Source organism: Mycobacterium farcinogenes (assembly GCF_019739075.1).
Classification (GTDB): Bacteria; Actinomycetota; Actinomycetes; order Mycobacteriales; family Mycobacteriaceae; genus Mycobacterium; species Mycobacterium senegalense.
Genome location: NZ_CP081673.1, coordinates 70576 through 90426, shown reverse-complemented (window position 1 = coordinate 90426; position 19851 = coordinate 70576). Strand labels below are relative to the sequence as shown.

The window sequence follows — 19851 nt, the reverse complement described above, 5'->3', positions numbered from 1 at the left end:
CCATGTCTTTTATGGCTGCTCCCGCCTCACACCAGGTTGACGGTCCCTCGCGGTACTGGGAGGACGTCCCCGACGAATATGACTTGAAGCTGACGGAGATCACCGGCACGATCCCACCGGGATTGACCGGAACGCTCTACCGCAATGGATCGGGTCGCTGGAACATCGGTACGTCACGGGTGGACAGCCTGTTCGACGCCGACGGCATGGTGGTCGCATTCGCGATCGATGGCGACGGTGTGCGGTTCAAGAACCGCTTCGTTCGCACCAACCACTACCTGACCACGACCGCAGCGGGGCGCATGGTGAAGCGTGGATTTGCCTACCAGCGTCCAGGCGGCTTGCGGGCCAACGCGTTTCGGCTTCCCGCCAACACCGCCAACACCAATGTGATGATCGGCCACGACCAGTTGCTCGCCCTCTGGGAGGGTGGGCGCCCGCACGGCATGGATCTCGACACACTCAACACCATCGGGATGTGCAGCCTCGACGGCGCGCTCAAGGGCCCGATCGGCGCGTACTCGGCGCACTACACCTATGACCCGACGACGGACTCCCGCGTCAACTTCGGGTTCGAACCGTACTTTCCGCGTCTCGACCTGCGCCACATCCGCAATGCGCCGAGCCGGGCTGAAAAGATTAGGCGGCTGCGCGAACTCGCCGGCGAGGCGATTCCCCGGGTCCGGTTACGCCTGTACGAAACCGATAGTCACGGCGTCACCCGGTACCTGCGGGCGGTACCCCTGCCGGGCATGGGACTGCTCCACGACATGGCGCTCACCCCGCGCTACGCCGTCTTCATGCTCTCCCCGTTGCGGATCAACCCGTGGGCGCTACTCGGTAGTCAATCCTATTGGGACGCCATAAAGTTCAAGCAGAACGAGCCGTCGTACTTCATCCTCGCCCCGCGCGATGGCGGGCGGGTTCGGGTGATCGAGACGGATCCGTTCTACATGTGGCACTACGCCAACGCCTACGAGGACGGGTCCGACGTGGTGGTCGAACTGCCCCGCTTCGCCCCGGAGACCTTCGGTGGGATGCAGGCCTGGGCAGCCGACAGCCGCAGTGACATGTCTCGGTTGTACCGAGACGTCGCGGACGAAGACCTGCCGGATACCGTGCGGCTCACCCGGTTCCGCATCACCTCCGACGACCGCGTCCTGGCTGAACCGATGGCTCAGTTGGGTTGTGAGTTCCCTCAGATCGATCAGCGTCGCTCGACTCAACCGCATTCGGTGACGTACGTGACGGTGCCCGCCGACGGCGACGGTGGCGGGGAAGGTATCGGCCGGTTCAACCATGTCGACGGCAGCGTGCAGACCTACTGCCCGCCCGGCCACAAGCTGGTCGAGCCGATCTTCGTTCCGCGGCCGACAAGCTCCGCCGAGGACGACGGATGGGTTTTGACCGTGGGCTACGACGAGGCGCAACACCGAAGCCGGCTGATGGTGTTCGACGCAGCCGGCATCGACGCCGGACCGATCGCCGAAGCATGGCTGCCATTCCACCTGCCGATGAGCTACCACGGGGCGTTCACCGATCGGGTCGCCAGGTTTTAGTTGGGCGCCAACGCACTTTCGGTCAGCCGTGCGATCACCGGCGACAACAGTTGCGCATATTCTTCGGTGATGTGGTTGTCGTCGCGGAAGACCAGGGTGTTGCCGACGATCACCGGGCAGCGCCGGTCGGTGCAGAAGTACTGGTCCAGCCGCGCGTACTGTCCGCCGCCGGCGTGCACGGCCCTGGTTTCCGCGGCAATACCGTTGTCGTTCACGGCGATGGAGCGGTCGGGTGCGCAGGCCGAAGCGTCATCCATGTGCGCCGACAAGCACGTCGGCACCGTCGTGTGGGGGTCAGGCACGGGTCCGAGCACCAGAACCCGTGCGCCGGTGCCGCGCAACTGCGACACCAGTCGGGTCAACCCGTCGAGCCAAGTCGGGTCGTAGCTGACGAAGCCGAAATCAGCTCCGTAGCGGCGCACCATGTCCAGCACGATCAGAGCCGGTCGGTCATCGGCGATTCGGTTCAACACGTCGGCACGCCACTGTTTGCACTCGGTGAACTCGCGTTCGAGGTAGGGGCTCAGGATCGGCAGCTTCATCGGCGGACAGGTGACTTTCGCGTAAGTCTGCAACCGCCAATGCTGCTGCTGCGCAGCGGTTTGCAGAGCCGGTTGCCACATGCCGGCGTGCGAATCGCCGATCAGCGCGACCTTGGTGGTCGACGCGGCATCTCCGGACACGCAGTCGGGGACGGCGACGTCCTTCCAGGACAGCACACAGCCGTTGACGAACGCCTCGGGTTTGGTGATATCGCCGAGCGGCGGTGACAGATTCGACGGCACCGCGCGCAGCGCAGCCGAGGCGGCGACGGCCGCCTGAACCTGCTGCTCCGGTGTCAGCGTAGGCGCGGGCGCGGACGCAGCAGGTGGGGGTCCGACGAGGGCCACCGGGACCGCCGCTGGTCCGGATCCCGTCGGCACCGGACGCACCGCCAACAGCACCAGCCCGGCGCAGACCGCTACCGCGGTGGCCGTCGCGCCGACGGCCAGGCTGCGCCACGACGAGTCGCGCAGTGCGGTGGCGAAGCGGGCCGGGTTCTCGACCAGGTGCAGCGTCAAGATCGCCAGGCCCAACGACATCACCATCGTCGCCACTCGGCCGGCCAACCCCAGCCCGTGGCCGAACAGGGTTGGGGCCAACAGCAATACCGGCCAGTGCCACAGATACCACGAGTACGACAACCGGCCGATGCCGCGCATCACCGGTTTCGACAACAGGCGCCCGACACCCAGATCGGGGATCGCACAGCCGGCCCCGATCACCAGCGCGGTGCCCATCACCGGAAGCAACGCCGCGGAGCCGGGATAGGGCGTTGTGGTGCCGAACTGAGTGCACGTGGCCAGGATCAGCGCCAGACCGCCCCAGCCGACCAGCGCCGCGCAGACCGGGGGCAGGTTGCGCCAGTGTGCCGCAGTCAGCGCGATCAGCCCGCCGGCGGCCAACTCCCAGGCGCGGGTGGGCAGGGAGAAGAACGCCCAGGGTGGCATCGTCTCGGTCCACGCCAGCGATACGGCGAGCGAGCCGCCGGCCACCACGGCCAGCGCGCACGCATAGGGGACGGCTGACCGGACGTTCCGGCCGCTTCGGGTCAGTAGCCAGGCAATGCCGAGGATCACGGCGGGCCACAGCAGATAGAACTGCTCCTCCACGCCGAGCGACCAGTAGTGCTGCAGCGGGGAAGCTGCCGTCTCAGCCGCCAGATAGTCGGTTCCCTCCACGGCGAAGCGGTAGTTCCCCACGTACAGAGCGCTGGCGATCGCGTCGGTCAACACTGCGCGTGCCCGCAGCGGTGGGAGCAGGAGGGCGGCTGCCACCGAGGTGGCCACCAAGACCAGGGCGGCGGCCGGCAGCAGGCGACGGGCTCGTCCGGCATAGAACTGACCCATCCGCACGGTCCCGGTGCCCGAGGCCTCGCGCCACAGCAGGCCGGTGATCAGGAATCCCGACACGACGAAGAACACGTCGACACCAACGAAGCCGCCGCCGAAGCCGGGCACCCCGGCGTGGAACAGCACCACGGCCAGCACTGCGACCGCCCGCAAGCCCTCGATATCCGGACGAAACTGTTTGTTGGACAGGGATTTTCGCCCGCGCGCGGTGTTGCCGCGGCGGGCCGTGGGCTCCGCGAGGGTTGTCACTCTGTTCACTCGAGTAACGATCGTCGCACGGCGGGTGCCGTTGACCCGGGATTTGCCGGGCCTGTTGCTAGCCTCATTCCGATGGGACGATCACGCATTGCCGCGCTGGCGGTGCTGTGCGGGTTGCTTTCGGGCTGTTGCGCCCCGACCGAATCCACGCAGTCATCGAAGGCGCCCGCGGTCTCGGCCGCCGGCACCTGCGATCTGAGCGGCCTTCCGCCCGAGGCGGACACGACGGTTGAGCTCATCCAGTCCGGCGGGCCGTTTCCCTACCCGCGCAACGACGGCGTCGTCTTCGGAAACTACGAAGGCCGGTTGCCCAAACATGAGCGCGGCTACTACCACGAGTACACCGTGCCGACACCCGGCAACAAACACCGCGGCAAGCGGCGCATCGTCACCGGCGGAGCGCCGCAGAACGATCCGCCCGAGTATTACTACACCGGCGATCACTACGAATCGTTCTGCCTGATCGGAGGCATGTGAAGACGTATCGGATCGACGGGTCCAAGGTGGCCTCGAAGGCGGACTTCTTCACCGAGATCGGCCGGGCCGTCAACGGTGACGACGGCTACTTCGGCTCGAATCTCGATGCCCTGGCCGATTGTCTGCGCGGCGGATTCGGCACTCCGGACAACCGCAAGTTCCGGTTTGTCATGACGTCCTATCGGAACATCAAAGAAGCGCTCGGGCAGGACACTTGGGCCACGGTGTTGTCGATCTTCGCCACCGAGGGCGTCGATCTGTGGCTCCAGAACTGAACCTCGACTGGCCCAGCAAACTAGGCGGGTAACCGCTTACGCGCGTCCGACGCGGGCAACGGCGCCGTGGCCGCGGATTGGCAACACGGCTGTGCAGCAACGGCGTTGACCGCGGCCCCGCCGCCTTCGCAATGTGGTTACGCTGGCGTTCTGCGTGCCATCTGGCGCGGGGTAGTTGGAGCGGACTGGTAGGAGCTACGCGCGCGTGACTGAACAGGTATCGACCGAGACGACGTGGCTGATGGCCGGCACCGAGGGGTCTGAGTACCTGTGGCAAACTCAACCCGGCGACATGATCGCTGCGCTGCCCTACTTCCGGGCGACGATGACTCACCTGATCGCACTCCACGGCGGCACCCTGGCGGCGAGGCAGCCCGCCTGTGACGGTTTCACGGCCACCTTCGCCCGGGCCTCGGATGCGGTCTCGTGCGCGCTGTATCTGCAACTGGCACCGATGGATCCGTTCGAGCTGTGTATCGGCGTGCACAACGCGGTTACCGGAGCACAGCGGTTGCGCGACATCGCCCACGCCGGGCAGACCTTGATCTCGGGCACGACCGCGTCATCGGTTGTCGGCGACTTGCCCTCCGGGGCCACCCTGAAACACCTCGGCGACCAACGCATGGGCGACAGCGAGGCGCAGGAGCGGCTGCTGCAGCTGTGTCACCCCGGCCTGCGGAAGTACCTGCAGCCCTTGCGAATGCCGCGCGCTGTGCTCGCCGAAGTCCTGGCGAACTGACGTTCAGTTGAAGGCGAGCCAGCTGGGCAGCGCGCGCTCGCGCGAATCGCACAGCACCTGACGGGTATCGCAGTTCCCACGCGGTGATCCGGCGCCGCTCCACATGCCGCCGGTGTCGCGGCGCAACACGATCGCCGACGAGCCGCCGCCGTCGAGCAACACGGCGTTGTCCGCACCCAGGCCGCGGAAGAGGTCCTGGATGTTGTCCGGCGTGTAGCTGCCGCCCTGGAAGACGAACAGCTGGTCGGCAGCCCGGTTGTAGCCGACGGCGGTGCGCGCCGCGCTCGGGCCGTTGTCGTTGAGCTGAGTGGTGTCGCCCGGGGCGAGTAGCCCGATGCCGGCGACCGCGACGAACCGGGCGTTCTGGTCGAGCAGCCGCTGGATCACCGGGGTGGCCGAGTCGTAATCATCCTTGCTCTTGGGCATCACGACGTACGGCGCGCCGCCCATCGGAAGGATCATGGTGGCCAGCGCCGACCAGTGCTCGTTCCCGCCGGACAGGCCCTGCTTGCCGGCGTAGGCCAGGGTGCCGGTCACCGCGGCGTTGGCCCGGCCCTGCCCGCGGGTGTTGTCGACGTAGGCGCCCAGCGGCGACGAGCATTTGGTGTCGCGCCATGAACCGGCCTGCTGCCCGCGCACGTCGAAGAAGTTGGCATTGACCGCGATGGTGGGCTGGCCCAGGACCTGCCAGGCGGCCAGCGGGGCATAGGTTTCCGACGCCTGCCAGAGCCCTTCGCCGGTCCGGGCACCCGGCGTGCGTTCACAGCGGGACTGATATCCCTGATGGCTGTCGACCAGCAGGCGCGGGTTGAGCTTGCTGGAGGCGTTCTTTATCGCCATCAGGTGGCCGCCGTTGTTGAGCGTGTAGGCGCGTCCGTCCGCGGCCAGGAACGGGGCGGCGAACTGGCCGCCGAAGTTGTACACGAGGTAGGCGCCCTTGGTGTTGGCGATCGCCCCGAGCAGCAGCGTGCGGGGATCTTCGGCGCGCGCGACGGGAGAGCCGGTGGTGGCTAGGGCCGCGGACACGGCAACGGCGGACGCGGCGGCGGCCGCACGTCGGAAGAGTTTTGCCAGGCCTGGCACGAAGTACACAATAACCACACAGGAAACTCTGTCAACATGCGTAACAGCCTGGTCACGGTTGGATCAAGACGTGATCGCACCCGGTCGATCAGTGTTAGCTGGAGCCTCGGCTTCGGGCTTGCGCAGCACCGCCGGCCGCAAATTCTCGGGCAGAGCCCGCAGGGCCGCGGCGCCCAGCGCGGTCACCGCGACTGCCCCAGCCGTAAGGGTCCACGCCGGAGCCGTCGGGAACGCGCCCTCCAACAGCATCGTGACGCCGAAGATGACGAACAGCGCCGCGGCGCCCAGCTGGATCACCCGTTCGGGCAGGTGCTTACCGGCCACGGCGCCGACGACGATGGCCAGTGCGTCGGCGGCCACCATGCCGATGGTCGAACCGATCCAGACGCCGACCCAGTCGTTGTCGGCGGCCAGCGTGATGGTGGCGAGCATGGTCTTGTCGCCGAGCTCGGCGAGCAGGAAGGCCGAGGTGACGGTGAAGAACGCCGGAGCACTCGAGCGTTGGGCCTTGGTCGCCTCATCGTCGGACAACTTGTCGCCGCGCAGCGTCCACAACCCGAAGAAGACGAACGCGACACCGGCGAGGATGCCGAGCAGATGCGTCGGAAGGGCCGCACCCAGGTAGTGGCCGACGGCGACGGAGATGAGGTGAACGGCGGTGGTGGCTGCGGTGATGCCGATCAGCACCACCCACCAGCGGTAGCGCAGCGCGAAGGTCATGGCCATCAGCTGCGACTTGTCGCCGAGCTCGGCCACGAAGATGACAGCGAAGCTCAAGAGCAGAGCAGCAAGCACTCAACAACTCCTCGGTCGTTGGCTGCCGTCGGGGCCTGAAACACAGATGCCTCCGGCCGGCGAACCAATGGTCTACGGCCGAAGGTCTCGCCCACCGGCCAGTGACCGGTTCGGATAACCGGGCCGTCAGCACAACGCTGTGCGGCCAGTATGTCGAATATCCGATTGGGGGCTACTCCCCTTCGCTGTCACCCACCATACGCACTTCGGACGGGACGATGCAAACCGTCCCGCCCGAAAGTGCTTATTCGACAATAAGTTTGGGGATCAACACCGGAAAGTTCGGGTCACCTGACAATGTTGGTTCAGGCACCCACATATTCGGCGAGGTGTTGTCCCGTCAGCGTGGCGCGCTCGGCGACCAGATCGGCCGGGGTGCCCTCGAAGACCACGCGACCGCCGTCGTGCCCGGCGCCCGGCCCCAGGTCGATGATCCAATCGGCATGCGCCATGACCGCCTGATGGTGCTCGATCACGATCACCGACTTGCCGGAATCGACCAACCGGTCCAGCAGGGCGAGCAGTTGCTCGACATCGGCCAGATGCAGGCCGGTGGTCGGCTCATCCAGGATGTACGTGTCACCCTTTTCGCCCATCTGCGCGGCCAGCTTGAGCCGCTGCCGCTCACCGCCGGACAAGGTGGTCAGCGGCTGCCCGAGCGTCAGATAACCCAGGCCCACGTCAGCCATCCGGGACAGGATCTTCTGCGCGGCAGGAACTTTGGCCTCGCCATCGCTGATGTAGCGCTCTGCTTCGGTCACCGGCATGGCCAGCACCTCGGCGATGTCGCGGCCCCCGAGGGTGTATTGCAGCACCGAGGCGCCGAATCGCTTGCCCTCACACTCCTCGCACGTGGTCTCGACGGTCGCCATCACACCCAGGTCGGTGTAGATCACGCCGGCTCCGTTGCACGTCGGGCAGGCGCCCTCCGAATTCGAGCTGAACAGGGCAGGTTTGACCCCGTTGGCCTTGGCGAAGGCCTTGCGGATCGGCTCGAGCAAGCCGGTGTAGGTCGCCGGGTTGCTGCGGCGCGACCCGCGGATCGGGCTCTGGTCGACCACCACCACGCCGTCGCGACCGGCCACCGAACCGCCGATCAACGAGCTCTTTCCCGAGCCTGCGACACCGGTGATCACCACGAGCGCGCCGAGCGGGATGTCGACGTCGACGTCGCGCAGATTGTGGGTGTTGGCGCCGCGAATCTCCATGGCACCGTTGGGTTTCCGCACCCCGTCCTTCAGTGATGCGCGGTACCCGAGGTGGCGTCCGGTGACAGTGTCGCTGGCCCGCAGACCGGCCACGTCGCCTTCGAACACCACCTCACCGCCGGCCGATCCGGCGCCCGGGCCCAGATCGACGACATGGTCGGCGATCGCGATGGTCTCGGGTTTGTGTTCGACCACCAGCACGGTGTTGCCCTTGTCCCGCAGCGCCAGCAGCAGGTTGTTCATCCGGGCGATGTCATGCGGGTGCAGGCCGATCGTCGGCTCGTCGAACACGTAGGTGACATCGGTCAGAGACGAGCCCAGATGACGGATCATCTTGACGCGCTGAGCTTCTCCACCCGACAGGGTGCCGGCGGGACGGTCCAGGGACAGGTATCCCAACCCGATCTCGACGAATGAGTCGAGGGTGTGCTGCAAAGCCGTCAGCAGTGGGGACACCGACTCGTCTTTGACCGTCCCGAGCCAGGCCGCCAGGTCGGTGATCTGCATCGCGCATGCGTCGGCGATGTTGAGGCCGGCGATCTTCGACGACCGCGCGGTCTCCGACAGCCGGGTGCCGTCGCATTCCGGGCAAGTGGTGAACGTGACCGCGCGCTCGACGAACGCGCGGATGTGCGGCTGCATGGCCTCGACGTCCTTGGCCAGGAACGACTTCTGGATCTGCGGGATCAGCCCGAGGTAGGTCAGGTTGACCCCGTCGATCTTGAGCTTGGTCGCCTCCTTGTGCAGCAGCGCGTCGAGTTCCTTCTTGGTGAACTTGTTGATCGGCTTGTCCGGGTCGAAGAAGCCGCAGCCCCGGAAGATCCGGCCGTACCAGCCGTCCATGCTGAACCCCGGGATGGTCAGCGCACCCTCGTTCAGCGATTTGGTGTCGTCATACAGCGCGGTCAGATCGATGTCGTTGACCGCGCCGCGGCCCTCACACCGCGGGCACATGCCGCCGACGATGTTGAACTCGCGACGTTCCTTGACCGCGCGCCCGGCTTTCTCCAGAGTCACCGCCCCGGCACCACTGATCGAGGCCACATTGAACGAAAAGGCTTGCGGCGAACCGATATGCGGCTTGCCGAGCCGGCTGAACAAGATGCGCAGCATCGCTCCGGTGTCGGTGGCGGTGCCGACCGTGGAACGCGGGTCGGCACCCATCCGCTGCTGATCGACGATGATCGCGGTGGTCAGCCCGTCGAGCACGTCGACCTCGGGGCGGGCCAGATTCGGCATGAAGCCCTGCACGAAGGCGCTGTAGGTCTCGTTGATCAACCGCTGGGATTCGGCGGCGATCGTGTCGAACACCAGCGAGCTCTTGCCCGACCCCGAGACGCCGGTGAACACCGTCAACCGGCGTTTGGGCAACTCGATGTCGACGTCTTTGAGGTTGTTCTCCCGGGCGCCGGTGACGCGGATGAGATCGTGACTGTCGGCGGGGTGGGTTTTGCCGCTCATCGGCTAGCGCGACTCCTGGATCCGGACCATGTTGCCGGCAGGATCGCGAAGCGCGCAGTCCCGCACACCGTATGGCTGCTCGGTGGGTTCCTGGACCACCTCGACGTCCCCGGCCTGCACCTTCTCGAAGGTGCTGTCGAGGTCTTTGGTGGCCAGCAGGAGTGTTCCGAAAGTGCCCTTGGCCATCATCTCGGCGATGGTGCGGCGCTCGTCGTCGGTGAGACCCGGGGTGGCCGACGGTGGGTAGAGGACGACGGAAGTGTCGGGCTGATTCGGTGGACCGACGGTGATCCATCGCATCTTGTCCTTGCCGACGTCGAGGCGGACCTCGAAGCCGAGCACGTCGCGATAGAACGCCAGTGACTCTTCCGGGTCGTCGAGGGGGAGCATGCTGGAGTGAATGGTGAGTTCCATGGTTCTCACGCTAAGTGGAGGCGGGTGGCGGGCGCTTCTCGATTCCTGATCGGTTTGGTGACCTGCTTTTCCACGCAGGACGGCATGCCTTCGTTCACACCCGCGGTCTCTTGCCGGTATGTGCTCGGCGGCATGCCGACGAGCTCGGTGAACCGGGTGCTGAACGTGCCGAGTGAGGAGAACCCGACGGCGAAGCAGACCTCGGTGACCGACATGTCGCCACGGCGCAGCAGCGCCATGGCCCGCTCGATACGGCGGGTCATCAGGTACGAATACGGTGACTCGCCGTAGGCGCTCTTGAATTGCCGAGACAGGTGCCCGGCGGACATGTTCACCCCGCGGGCGAGTGCCTCGACGTTCAGCGGCTGCGCGTACTCGCGGTCGATGCGGTCCCGGACCCGGCGCAGCAGCTTGAGATCGCGTAGCTGTTGGTCGGCCACACCGGCGATGCTACGGCTAAGGCGCCAGGCGATACACCGCACCGGCGTAGTCGTCGGTGATGTACACCGCGCCGTCCGGACCGGGTATTGCCGCCACGGGGCGGCCCCAGCGGGTGCCGTCGTCGGCCTGGAATCCGCCGACGAGGGTCTGCTGCGGCCCCAATGTGCCGTCGTGCCAACCGAAGAACGACACCTCGGGCGGCTGCGGCGACTGCCGGTTCCACGAGCCGTGCACCCCGACCAGCGCTCCGGAACCGAAGGGCTGTGGCAGGTCGGCGAAACTCATTCCCAGCGGGGCCGAATGCGCACCCAGCGTCTGCTCGACGGGGGCCAGCGCCGCGCAGTCCATCTTGGCGCCGTCGGCGTTGGTCTGCATGTCCCGGATGAACCTCGCAGGCGGTGATCCGTCGGGATTGCAGTACGGCCAACCCAATTCGCGTCCCGGCGTCAGTTTCGCCACCGATTCCGGCGGATGGTCGTCTACGTAGTCCTGCCGCACCCGACCCTGCGGATCGGCCACGTTGTCGCGGTTGTTCACCGCCGTCCACAGCGAGCCGTCGCCGGCGATGGCCAGTCCCGTGCCGTTGCGCACCCCGGTGGCGAACGGCGCCGCCGGCCCTCCGCCCGGTGGCACCCGCATGATCGTGGCCCGCGGCGGGGTTGCGTCGCGGTCTTCGGCCGAGACGTTGCCCGTCGAGCCGATCGAAAAGTACACTGCGCCATCGGATCCCACGACCACACTCTTGAGTGCATGGGCATAGGCGCCGTGCAGGTCGGGGCTTTTGGCGTCTGGCAGGCCACCGGCCACGATGCGGCGGTTGCGCGCCTGGCCGCTGACGTACTCGTAGGCCGTGATCTGGTTGCTCTCGGCCACGTACAGCGTCGACCCCGCGAAGAAGAGCCCATGCGGCTGCTGAAGTCCGTCGAGCAGAGTGCGCTGGTCGGGGCGCACCGTCACCACCTGTCCGGTGGCCGGGACCGACACCAGCAGCGCGCCGTCCGGAGCGAACGCCGCCATCCTGGCCTTGGGTACCCGGGCGATCACCTCGATGGTCCAGCCGGCCGGAATCTGGGCTTGGCGCGGCTCGTCGAGCGGGGCCTGGGCGAACCGGTCAGGCACCTGGAGGAGCACCGACGCCAGGCCCGCAGGCGGCCGTTCCGAGCTGGACGGCGACGGTGATGGAGGCGGCGTCGGCCCGGTTTCGGGTTGGGACCCACACGCGGCCAGTGCGGCCGCGGTGAGCAGTGCCATCGCGCTACGCGCCGCCCAAACCCGCATTCATCTCCCAAACCAGGATTTCGGCCTCGGTGTCGGCCGTGATCCGTCCGCCCGTATCGGTGAGCCGGGCGGCGTCGCCCTCGCCGAGCGCCCCGCATCCCTCCAACGTGACCGACCCGCGCGCCACGAACAGGTGGACGTAGCGGGCCGCCGGCAACTCGACCGAGCCGCCGGGCCGCAGGCGAGCGCCGTACAACGTGGCGTTGCGGTTGTGCAGCGTGACGGCCGCGTCGACGGCGCCGGAGGCGATCGGCGTCAACGTGTCGGCCAGCTCGATCTCCTGCTGCTGATAGCTCGGTGTCACCCCGGCCGTGTCGGGCAGCACCCACATCTGCACGAAATGCACGGGCTCGCTGTCGGATCCGTTCTTCTCCGAATGCTGCACCCCGGTGCCCGCCGACATCCGTTGCGCCAGCCCCGGGTAGATCACCCCGGAGTTGCCCATCGAATCCGCGTGCGCCAGCCGGCCGGACAGCACCCACGTGACGATTTCCATGTCCCGGTGCGGATGGGTGTCAAAGCCGGCGCCGGGCGCGACGACGTCATCGTTGTTGACCAGCAACAAACCGTGATGGGTGTTGGCCGGGTCGTAGTAATCGGCGAACGAGAACGAGTGCCGCGATTGCAGCCAATCAGTGGTGCTCGCACCACGGTCGTCCGCGCGTCGGATGTCGACCCTGGACGTCCCGGAAGCCATGGCGCCAGCCTACCGACCGCCCATGCTGACCAACCGGTGGATCGGTTAAGCGCAAGGCTTAGTGTGTGGGGCGTGGAACTCAACGGAGCAAGCGCCATCGTCACCGGTGGTGCATCAGGTATCGGCGCGGCGACTGCCCGCCAGTTGGCCGCCAAGGGAGCCCGCGTCGTCGTGGCTGACCTGCAGGCGGATAAAGGTGAGGCCCTCGCCAAGGAGATCGGCGGCGCCTTCGTCAGCGTTGACGTCACCAGCACCGAGCAGATCGAGGCCGCGGTCAACAAGGCCGTCGAACTCGGCCCGCTGCGCGCCCTGGTGAACTCGGCCGGCATCGGCTGGGCCCAGCGCACCATCGGCAAGGACGGCGAATTCGCCTCCGCGCACAACCTGGACGCCTACAAGAAGGTGTTGGCGATCAACCTGGTCGGCACCTTCGACTGCATCCGGCTGGCCGCCACCGCGATGAGCCGCAACGAGCTCACCGACACCGGCGAGCGTGGCGCCATCGTCAACATGACCAGCGTCGCGGCCTTCGACGGCCAGATCGGCCAGGCGGCCTACTCGTCGTCCAAGGGCGGCGTGGTCGGCCTGACCCTGCCGGTGGCCCGCGACCTGTCCGCGGTCGGCATCCGCGTCAACACCGTGGCCCCCGGCCTGATCGACACCCCGATCTACGGCGAGGGCGAAGCCTCCGAGGCCTTCAAGGCCAAGCTGGGCGAGTCGGTGCTGTTCCCGCACCGCCTCGGCAAGCCCGACGAGCTGGCCTCGATGGTCGTCGAGCTGCTGACCAACTCGTACATGAACGCCGAAGTGGTCCGCGTCGACGGCGGCATCCGGATGCCACCCAAGTAACCCTCGCGAACAGACACGGAGGTCCCCCGGAGCGCGTGTTTCCGGGGGACTTTCGCGGCTACGGGACAATTGTCAGGTGGTCGACACCTGGTGGGGCAGTGCGCTGATCGGTCTCGGTGTCGCACTGCTGCTGAGCTGGCTGATCCTGATCGTCGCGCTGCTCGTCGTGCGGCCCCGCGGAAACCTGCTCACCGAGGCGCTGCGAATACTTCCCGACCTGTTACGGCTGATTCCGCGGCTGGCCGCCGACAAGACGTTGCCGCGGGGCGTGCGCATCCGACTGGCCGTGCTGGTCGTCTATCTGGCGCTGCCCATCGACCTGATCCCCGATTTCATCCCGGTGCTCGGCTACGCCGATGACGCCATCATCGTCACCCTGGTGTTGCGCAGCGTCGTGCGACGCGCCGGCCTGGACGCGGTCCGGGCGCATTGGCCGGGCAGCGATGACGGATTCGATGCCCTGGTCCGGCTGACCGGTCTCAACCGCTGAAGAGACCACTGAAGAGACGCAAAACCCCCTCTCGACGCTGAGAGGGGGTTTTGGGTCTGGTGCGCCAGGTGTTTACCAGTCCGACTCGTCGAACTTGATGACACCGCGAATGTTGTTGCCGTCCAACATGTCCTGGTAGCCCTGATTGATATCTTCGAGCTTGTAGGTCCGCGTGATCATGTCGTCGATGTTGAGCAGACCCGACTTGTACAACGCGACCAGTCGCGGCGTCTCGACATGTGAGCTGCCGCCGCCGAAGATGTTGCCCTTCAACGTCTTCTGCAACATGGTGAACAGGAACAGGTTGAGCTTGACGTCGGCGTCCATCATCGAGCCCATGCCCGTCACCACGCAGGTGCCGGTCTTGGCGGTGAGGATCATCGCCTCTTCGATGTAGGAGCCCTTCATCTCGCCCACCGCGATGATGACCTTGTCCGCCATCAGGCCCCAGGTCGTCTCCATCACCGGTGCGATGGCCTCGGCCATCGACGGGTAGACGTGCGTGGCGCCGAACTTGATGGCCTGCTCGCGCTTCCATTCGTTCGGGTCGATGGCGATGACCTGTTTGGCGCCGGAGATCACCGCACCCTGCAGCGCGCTCATGCCGATGCCGCCGACGCCGACGATGATGACGGTCTCACCGGGCTTGACGTCGGCGACGTTGGTGGCCGAGCCGAAGCCTGTCGGCACCGCGCAACCCATGATGGCCGCGGTCTCGAACGGGATGTCCTTGTCGATCTTGACGACGGAGTCCTTGTGCACGGTCATGTACGGCGCGAAGGTGCCGAGCAGGTTCATCGGCGACACTTCACGGCCACCGGCATGGATCCGGTTGGTGCCGTCGGCGATGGCCTTGCCGCCGAGCAGGACCGCGCCACGGTCGCACAGCGAGCGGAAGCCCTTCAGGCACGGCGGACATTCACCGCAGGCCGGAATGAAGGCGAGGATGACGTGGTCACCCTCCTCGATGCCGGTGACGTTCTTGCCGACCTTGGTGACGACGCCCGCGCCCTCATGGCCGCCGAGCGCCGGCAGAGCCATCGGGGTGGCACCGGTGGTCAGGTGGTAGTCCGAATGGCACATGCCCGCGGCATGCATCCGGATCTGTACTTCGTCGGCGACGGGGTCGCCGAGGTCGATCTCGTCGACCTTGAATGGCGAGTTGAGTTCCCACAGCAGGGCGCCTTTGGTCTTCATGGGAGGCGATAATAGAACAGGTTGCAGTACTGTCTAGTAACTGGCCTTTGACCTGCATATATACCGGCTTGATTTCGTTGTAATGCTGCACGCCGATGAACTCTCGGCTCGGCGCTGGTCTACATGCCATGACCGAGATCAACGCACGCATCGTCCCCAACCTCTGGTTCGACCGGGAGGCCGAGCAGGCCGCCCAGCACTACATCGCCGCGTTCGGCGGCAACGGCCGCGTCATCACCACCATCGCCTCACATCCCGATTCGCCGTCTCCACAAGATGTGCCCGTGGTGGTCGAGTTCGAGCTGGCCGGACAGCGTCTCGTCGGTATCAACGGTGGCCCGCAGTTCACCTTCAACGAGGCCATCTCCCTCGAAGCGCGCGTCACCGGCCAGGAGCAGCTCGACCAACTCTGGGCCGCTCTGGTCGAGGGCGGCGAGGAATTGCCGTGCGGCTGGCTCAAGGACAAGTACGGCCTGGCCTGGCAGATCACCCCGACCGAGTACTACGACCTGCTGGGCAAAGGAGATCCCGCAGCCGATGCCCGGCTGATGTCGGCGGTGTTGAGCACCCACGGCAAGTTCGACATCGCCCAACTGCAGGCGGCCTACGAAGGTTTGTGATCGCCGAGTGGCCATCACAGGACGGCAGGCAGCCCGAACTTCTCGAACAGGGACTGCTCCATGAACGCCACCACATGGGAGATGCCTTCCGGCCGCACCTCCAGGACGTGCAGTTGGAACGCCTCGTGCCGGCCCGTCTCACGGTTGCGCATGTACATGGCCGCGGCGGGCTGGCCGTTGGCGCTGGTGGCGATGAACCGCATGTCCCCGGGCTCCTCGGCGGGGCACTTGTACCGGGACAGGTCGCCGATGGCCTGCGGCCCCTGGTACCAGCTGTCGAACGGCGGCATCTCCCAGATCGCCTCGGCCGTGAACAGCTCGACCAGCTTGTCGATGTCGTACGCCTCGAACGCTGCCATGTAATTGCGCAGCAGGTTCTGGGCGTGCGGGGAGTCCGGTGCAACGACCTCGTCGTCCTGGCTGGGACTCACGGCGTCGAGCTGGGCCCGGGCCCGCTGGAGCAGGCTGTTCACCGCGGCGGTGGAAGTGCCGATGGCACCGGCGACCTCCGCGGCCTTCCACTGCAATACCTCGCGCATCACCAGCACCGCGCGCTGACGGGCCGACAGATGCTGCAGCGCTGCGACGAAAGCCAGCCGCACCGAATCGCGGGTACCGACGATCGTGCTGGGATCGGCCGGATCCTCGGTCGAATCGGGCAAGGGCTGTAGCCACGGGATCTCGTGATGCTCGGCGATCTCGTCGGTGGGCGAGGAACTGGGGTTACCCAAACCCGAGGGCAGCGGGCGGCGCTGCCGGCCGTCCAACGCCGTCAGGCACGTATTGGTGGCGATGCGATACAGCCAGGTGCGCACCGATGATTTGCCCTGAAAGCCCTCGTAGGACTTCCAGGCGCGCAGGTAGGTCTCCTGCACCAGATCCTCGGCGTCGTGCAGTGAGCCGGTCATCCGGTAGCAATGCGCCAGCAGCTCCCGGCGGTAGCGCTGGGCATCGGCCAGGAACGCATCTGCCGGGCTGTCGTCATCGAGGCGGTGAGCGAGGACCGTCACAATCGCGAGCTTACGCAGCAGCCCCGACAACTTCGATCGAATACGCTCGCCAGGGTGACCAGCACGCGCAGTGAACAGACCTTCGACGGCGTCGGCGGGGTCCGCATCGTCTACGACGTATGGACGCCCGACATCGCGCCCAGAGGCGTCGTCGTCCTCTCCCACGGACTCGGTGAGCACGCCGGGCGGTATCACCACGTCGCGCAGCGGTTCGGACAGGCGGGGCTGGTCGTCTACGCCCTCGACCACCGCGGTCACGGCCGCTCCGGCGGCAAGCGCGTGTACCTGCGCGACATGTCGGAGTACGTGGGCGACTTCCACACGCTCGTCGGTATCGCCGCCGCGGAGTATCCGAGCCTGCCGCGGCTGGTGCTGGGACACAGCATGGGCGGCGGCATCGTGTTCGCCTACGGCGTCGAGTACCCCGACGAATACACCGCGATGGTGCTGTCCGGGCCCGCGGTGGCCGCGCAGGCCGCGGTGTCCCCGGTGCTGGCCGCCGCGGCCAAGGTGCTCGGCAAGCTCGCTCCCGGGCTGCCGGTGGAAAATCTCGACGCCGACGCGGTGTCCCGCGATCCCGAGGTGGTGGCCGCCTACAAGGCCGACCCGCTGGTGTGGCACGGCAAGGTCCCCGCCGGTATTGCCCGGGCGCTGATCATCGTGGGCGAGACCATGCCGCGGCGCGCTTCGGCGCTGACCGCGCCGCTGCTGGTGGTGCACGGTGAGATGGACCGCCTGGTATCCGCTGAAGGGAGCCGCCACCTGGTGGAATGTGTGGGGTCGGCGGATGTGCACCTCAAGGTGTATCCGGGTCTCTTCCATGAGGTGTTCAACGAGCCGGAGAAGGAGCTTGTCCTCGACGACGTGACGACCTGGATCGAGACGCACCTGTGAGAAAGCTTGTGGTAGCAGTACTTTCAGTGCTGCTGGTGGCCGGCTGCGGCGCCGAGAGCCCGAAGGGGGCCCAGTCGCCGACGTGGGCCGACACCGACGTCACGTTCGACGCCGACGGACTCACCATCCACGGGACCTACCGGCACCAGGACGTGGCCGGCCCGGCCGCGCTGCTGATCTCGGAGAGCGGACCCACCGATCGCAACGGCGACAACAAGGTGGTCGGGCCCGTCGGCAACATGCGCCAGCTTGCCGAAACGTTGTCGGACAACGGGGTCGCCAGCCTGCGCTACGACAAGATCGGTACCGGCGCAACCAAACTCGGCCCGTACGAGAAGAAGCCCGACCAGGTGGTCAGCGGCGTCTACACCAGCGGAGCCGCCGCCGCGCTGCGTTTCCTGGCCGGCCGGCCCGTCACCGACGCGGCAAAGCTGTCGATTTACGCGGTCGGCGAGGGCGCCGTCCACGCCATGACGCTCGGCGGTGGCGGCGATCCGAAAGTCCACTCGCTGGCCCTGTTTCAACCGTTGTCCGGCCGCTACCTGGACATCATCACCAACCGGGTTCGTTCCGGAGCCGCTCCCGAGGTGCTGACGGCGTGGCTGGGTGCCGTCGACGAGATCCGCACCAAGGGCACCGTGCCCGCCAACCTCCCCGAGGGCCTGAGCGCGATCGTCAACAAGGACAACCTCAGCGCCATCATCGCGGCCGACAAGATCGACCCCGTGCAACTGGCTGCCGCGCTACCCGACGGCATGCCGGTGCTGCTCACCTGCTCGGATTCCGACTCCCAGGCCAGCTGTGCGATCGAGCGTCCGCTGATCGACGCGCTGCGGCACACCGCGCTCACGGTCGTCGAGCTCAAGGGCGTCAACCATGTGCTGCGCGACGATCCCACCGACAGCATCGCCAACTACGGCAAGCCCGGATCGTTGTCACCCCAGGTGGTCGACGCGATCGGCAAGTTTGTCGGCGCCGCCGGTTAGGTTGGTCGCGTGAGCGACGACAAGATGCTGGCACGGATCGCAGCACTGTTGCGTCAGGCTGAGGGCACCGACAACGCCCACGAGGCCGAAGCGTTCATGGCGGCGGCTCAGCGGCTGGCCACCGCGACATCCATCGACCTGGCCCTGGCCCGGTCGCACTCGGCTGAGCGCACCAAGGCGCAGATGCCGGTGCAGCGCACCATCACCATCGGGGAGGCCGGCACCAAGGGGCTGCGTACGTATGTGCAGCTTTTCGTGGTGATCGGCATGGCCAACGATGTGAAGTGCGATGTCGCGTCCAACTCGACGTTTGTGTACGCCTACGGGTTCCCCGAGGACATCGACGCCACCCACGCGCTCTACACCAGCCTGGTGTTGCAGATGGTGAAGGCGTCCCAGAGCTACATCGCCTCCGGCGCGCACCGTCCGACGCCGACGATCACGGCACGGCTCAATTTCCAGTTGGCCTTCGGAGCCCGCATCGGCCAGCGGCTGTCGGAAGCCAAAGAGGAGGCCCAGCAGGAGGCCGACCGCAATGACCGTCCCGGAACGGCAATCGCGTTGCGGAACAAGGATGTCGAGCTGAAGAGCTTCTACCGATCGGCGTCGCAGGCCCGTGGTACCTGGCGGGCCACCAGTGCGTCGGCCGGATACTCTTCGGCGGCCCGTCGAGCCGGGGACCGTGCAGGCAGACGAGCGCGGCTGGGTCCGCAGCAGGAGATCTCGGGCGCACGCGGCGCGCTGGAGCGGTGAACGCCCGCGACAGCCAGCGGGCCAAGGTGTATGCCGCCGAGCAGTTCGTGCGGACCATGTTCGACCGTGCGGCACAACATAGTTCGCGGGCCATCGACTTCTTCGGTACCTCGCTGACGCTACCGCCGGAGGCGAAGTTCGGGTCGGTGGAGTCGGTGCAGCGCTACGTCGACGACGTCGTCGCCCGGGTCGGGGCCGGCCCGGTCGCCGTGCGCGCCCGCCGGGGTGCGACGGCGGCGCACTACGAACTCGTCGACGGCAAGGCCGTTATCGCCGTGCCCGAGCGTGACAACTGGGCACTGCGGGAGTTGGTGGTGCTGCACGAACTTGCCCACCACGTGAGCCAGGCGGATCCGCCGCACGGACCGGCCTTCGTCGCCGCCTATTGCGAACTCTGCGCGACGATCATGGGTCCGGAGGTCGGGCTGGTGCTGCGGATGGTCTACGGGAAAGAAGGCGTCCTCTAACCTGGCGC

The 19851-nt window shown here is 66.8% G+C and carries 21 protein-coding genes; 11 read left to right on the top strand and 10 right to left on the bottom strand.

Features of this window, described 5'->3' with window-relative positions; all coding sequences use genetic code 11:
* The first annotated feature begins 11 nt into the window (after window positions 1-11).
* Entirely contained in the window at window positions 12-1559 is a 1548-nt protein-coding gene (locus K6L26_RS00380) for a carotenoid oxygenase family protein (protein WP_221852402.1), read from the top strand.
* Here K6L26_RS00380 and K6L26_RS00375 read toward each other — a convergent pair.
* Window positions 1556-3700, bottom strand: a complete 2145-nt coding sequence (locus K6L26_RS00375) for an acyltransferase family protein (RefSeq protein ID WP_064896325.1) — start codon at window positions 3698-3700, stop codon at window positions 1556-1558. The genes K6L26_RS00380 and K6L26_RS00375 overlap by 4 nt on opposite strands.
* Before the next feature lie 81 nt (window positions 3701-3781).
* On the opposite strand from K6L26_RS00375, the gene K6L26_RS00370 reads away from it, so the two are divergent.
* The 3 genes from K6L26_RS00370 (at window position 3782) to K6L26_RS00360 (ending at window position 5200) form a co-directional block, all read left to right on the top strand.
* Window positions 3782-4186, top strand: a complete 405-nt coding sequence (locus K6L26_RS00370) for a guanyl-specific ribonuclease (RefSeq protein WP_165588914.1) — start codon at window positions 3782-3784, stop codon at window positions 4184-4186.
* On the top strand, window positions 4183-4461 hold the full coding sequence (locus K6L26_RS00365) for a barstar family protein (RefSeq protein WP_036390582.1): 279 nt from the start codon (window positions 4183-4185) through the stop codon (window positions 4459-4461). The genes K6L26_RS00370 and K6L26_RS00365 overlap by 4 nt, the downstream gene beginning before the upstream one ends.
* 205 nt (window positions 4462-4666) lie before the next feature.
* Window positions 4667-5200 carry an adenylate/guanylate cyclase domain-containing protein gene (locus K6L26_RS00360; RefSeq protein WP_064896323.1) on the top strand — a complete coding sequence of 178 codons (534 nt, stop codon included), beginning with the start codon at window positions 4667-4669 and terminating at the stop codon, window positions 5198-5200.
* A 3-nt stretch (window positions 5201-5203) separates the two neighbouring features.
* Here K6L26_RS00360 and K6L26_RS00355 read toward each other — a convergent pair whose 3' ends face one another.
* The 7 genes from K6L26_RS00355 to K6L26_RS00325 all read right to left on the bottom strand — a co-directional run bounded on the left by K6L26_RS00355 (window position 5204) and on the right by K6L26_RS00325 (window position 12577).
* Window positions 5204-6292: a phosphodiester glycosidase family protein gene (locus tag K6L26_RS00355; protein ID WP_109749122.1), complete on the bottom strand. Its 1089-nt coding sequence runs from the start codon at window positions 6290-6292 to the stop codon at window positions 5204-5206.
* Window positions 6293-6346: 54 nt separating this feature from the next.
* Complete coding sequence (locus tag K6L26_RS00350) at window positions 6347-7078, bottom strand: TMEM165/GDT1 family protein (protein ID WP_064896321.1); 732 nt, start codon at window positions 7076-7078, stop codon at window positions 6347-6349.
* A gap of 305 nt (window positions 7079-7383) precedes the next feature.
* On the bottom strand, window positions 7384-9747 hold the full coding sequence (locus K6L26_RS00345) for an ATP-binding cassette domain-containing protein (protein WP_221852400.1): 2364 nt from the start codon (window positions 9745-9747) through the stop codon (window positions 7384-7386).
* A gap of 3 nt (window positions 9748-9750) precedes the next feature.
* Window positions 9751-10161, bottom strand: coding sequence for a VOC family protein (locus tag K6L26_RS00340; protein WP_064896410.1), 411 nt, complete (start codon window positions 10159-10161; stop codon window positions 9751-9753).
* A gap of 5 nt (window positions 10162-10166) precedes the next feature.
* Entirely contained in the window at window positions 10167-10601 is a 435-nt protein-coding gene (locus K6L26_RS00335) for a helix-turn-helix transcriptional regulator (RefSeq protein ID WP_109531079.1), read from the bottom strand.
* A gap of 16 nt (window positions 10602-10617) precedes the next feature.
* Window positions 10618-11880, bottom strand: coding sequence for a PQQ-dependent sugar dehydrogenase (locus tag K6L26_RS00330; protein ID WP_221852399.1), 1263 nt, complete (start codon window positions 11878-11880; stop codon window positions 10618-10620).
* Window positions 11858-12577 (bottom strand): pirin family protein, encoded by a 720-nt coding sequence (locus K6L26_RS00325; protein ID WP_221852397.1) that lies wholly within the window; start codon window positions 12575-12577, stop codon window positions 11858-11860. The genes K6L26_RS00330 and K6L26_RS00325 overlap by 23 nt, the downstream gene beginning before the upstream one ends.
* A gap of 72 nt (window positions 12578-12649) precedes the next feature.
* Here K6L26_RS00325 and K6L26_RS00320 point away from each other — a divergent pair, with 72 nt between their 5' ends.
* The gene (locus tag K6L26_RS00320; protein ID WP_036390576.1) at window positions 12650-13426 is read left to right on the top strand and encodes an SDR family NAD(P)-dependent oxidoreductase; all 777 of its coding nucleotides are present in this window, start codon (window positions 12650-12652) and stop codon (window positions 13424-13426) included.
* A gap of 76 nt (window positions 13427-13502) precedes the next feature.
* A complete protein-coding gene (locus K6L26_RS00315) occupies window positions 13503-13916 on the top strand; it encodes a YkvA family protein (RefSeq protein WP_036390575.1) in 414 nt (137 codons plus the stop codon).
* Between the two features lie 72 nt (window positions 13917-13988).
* Here the strand turns inward: K6L26_RS00315 and K6L26_RS00310 are convergent, their stop codons facing one another.
* Window positions 13989-15113, bottom strand: coding sequence for an NDMA-dependent alcohol dehydrogenase (locus K6L26_RS00310; protein ID WP_036390574.1), 1125 nt, complete (start codon window positions 15111-15113; stop codon window positions 13989-13991).
* Between the two features lie 128 nt (window positions 15114-15241).
* Here K6L26_RS00310 and K6L26_RS00305 point away from each other — a divergent pair, with 128 nt between their 5' ends.
* The gene (locus tag K6L26_RS00305) at window positions 15242-15733 is read left to right on the top strand and encodes a VOC family protein (protein ID WP_221852395.1); all 492 of its coding nucleotides are present in this window, start codon (window positions 15242-15244) and stop codon (window positions 15731-15733) included.
* A gap of 14 nt (window positions 15734-15747) precedes the next feature.
* Here K6L26_RS00305 and K6L26_RS00300 read toward each other — a convergent pair whose 3' ends face one another.
* Window positions 15748-16773, bottom strand: coding sequence for a sigma-70 family RNA polymerase sigma factor (locus tag K6L26_RS00300; RefSeq protein ID WP_221852393.1), 1026 nt, complete (start codon window positions 16771-16773; stop codon window positions 15748-15750).
* A gap of 24 nt (window positions 16774-16797) precedes the next feature.
* On the opposite strand from K6L26_RS00300, the gene K6L26_RS00295 reads away from it, so the two are divergent.
* The 4 genes from K6L26_RS00295 to K6L26_RS00280 are packed head-to-tail and all read left to right on the top strand — an operon-like array spanning window position 16798 to window position 19843.
* The gene (locus K6L26_RS00295; protein WP_221852391.1) at window positions 16798-17637 is read left to right on the top strand and encodes an alpha/beta hydrolase; all 840 of its coding nucleotides are present in this window, start codon (window positions 16798-16800) and stop codon (window positions 17635-17637) included.
* Window positions 17634-18623, top strand: a complete 990-nt coding sequence (locus K6L26_RS00290) for a hypothetical protein (RefSeq protein ID WP_221852389.1) — start codon at window positions 17634-17636, stop codon at window positions 18621-18623. The genes K6L26_RS00295 and K6L26_RS00290 overlap by 4 nt, the downstream gene beginning before the upstream one ends.
* Before the next feature lie 9 nt (window positions 18624-18632).
* The gene (locus K6L26_RS00285; protein ID WP_221852387.1) at window positions 18633-19376 is read left to right on the top strand and encodes a DUF2786 domain-containing protein; all 744 of its coding nucleotides are present in this window, start codon (window positions 18633-18635) and stop codon (window positions 19374-19376) included.
* Window positions 19373-19843 (top strand): TIGR04338 family metallohydrolase, encoded by a 471-nt coding sequence (locus tag K6L26_RS00280; RefSeq protein ID WP_221852385.1) that lies wholly within the window; start codon window positions 19373-19375, stop codon window positions 19841-19843. Before K6L26_RS00285 ends, K6L26_RS00280 begins: the two co-directional genes overlap by 4 nt.
* Window positions 19844-19851 lie beyond the last annotated feature (8 nt).

Excerpts from the sequence above, each read along its gene's own strand:
- K6L26_RS00345 (WP_221852400.1), bottom strand. The coding sequence starts at position 9,747 with ATGAGCGGCAAAACCCACCCCGCCGACAGTCACGATCTCATCCGCGTC.
- K6L26_RS00340 (WP_064896410.1), bottom strand. The coding sequence starts at position 10,161 with ATGGAACTCACCATTCACTCCAGCATGCTCCCCCTCGACGACCCGGAA.
- K6L26_RS00325 (WP_221852397.1), bottom strand. The coding sequence starts at position 12,577 with ATGGCTTCCGGGACGTCCAGGGTCGACATCCGACGCGCGGACGACCGT.
- K6L26_RS00305 (WP_221852395.1), top strand. The coding sequence starts at position 15,242 with ATGACCGAGATCAACGCACGCATCGTCCCCAACCTCTGGTTCGACCGG.
- K6L26_RS00370 (WP_165588914.1), top strand. The coding sequence starts at position 3,782 with ATGGGACGATCACGCATTGCCGCGCTGGCGGTGCTGTGCGGGTTGCTT.
- K6L26_RS00380 (WP_221852402.1), top strand. The coding sequence starts at position 12 with ATGGCTGCTCCCGCCTCACACCAGGTTGACGGTCCCTCGCGGTACTGG.
- K6L26_RS00310 (WP_036390574.1), bottom strand. The coding sequence starts at position 15,113 with ATGAAGACCAAAGGCGCCCTGCTGTGGGAACTCAACTCGCCATTCAAG.
- K6L26_RS00330 (WP_221852399.1), bottom strand. The coding sequence starts at position 11,880 with ATGCGGGTTTGGGCGGCGCGTAGCGCGATGGCACTGCTCACCGCGGCC.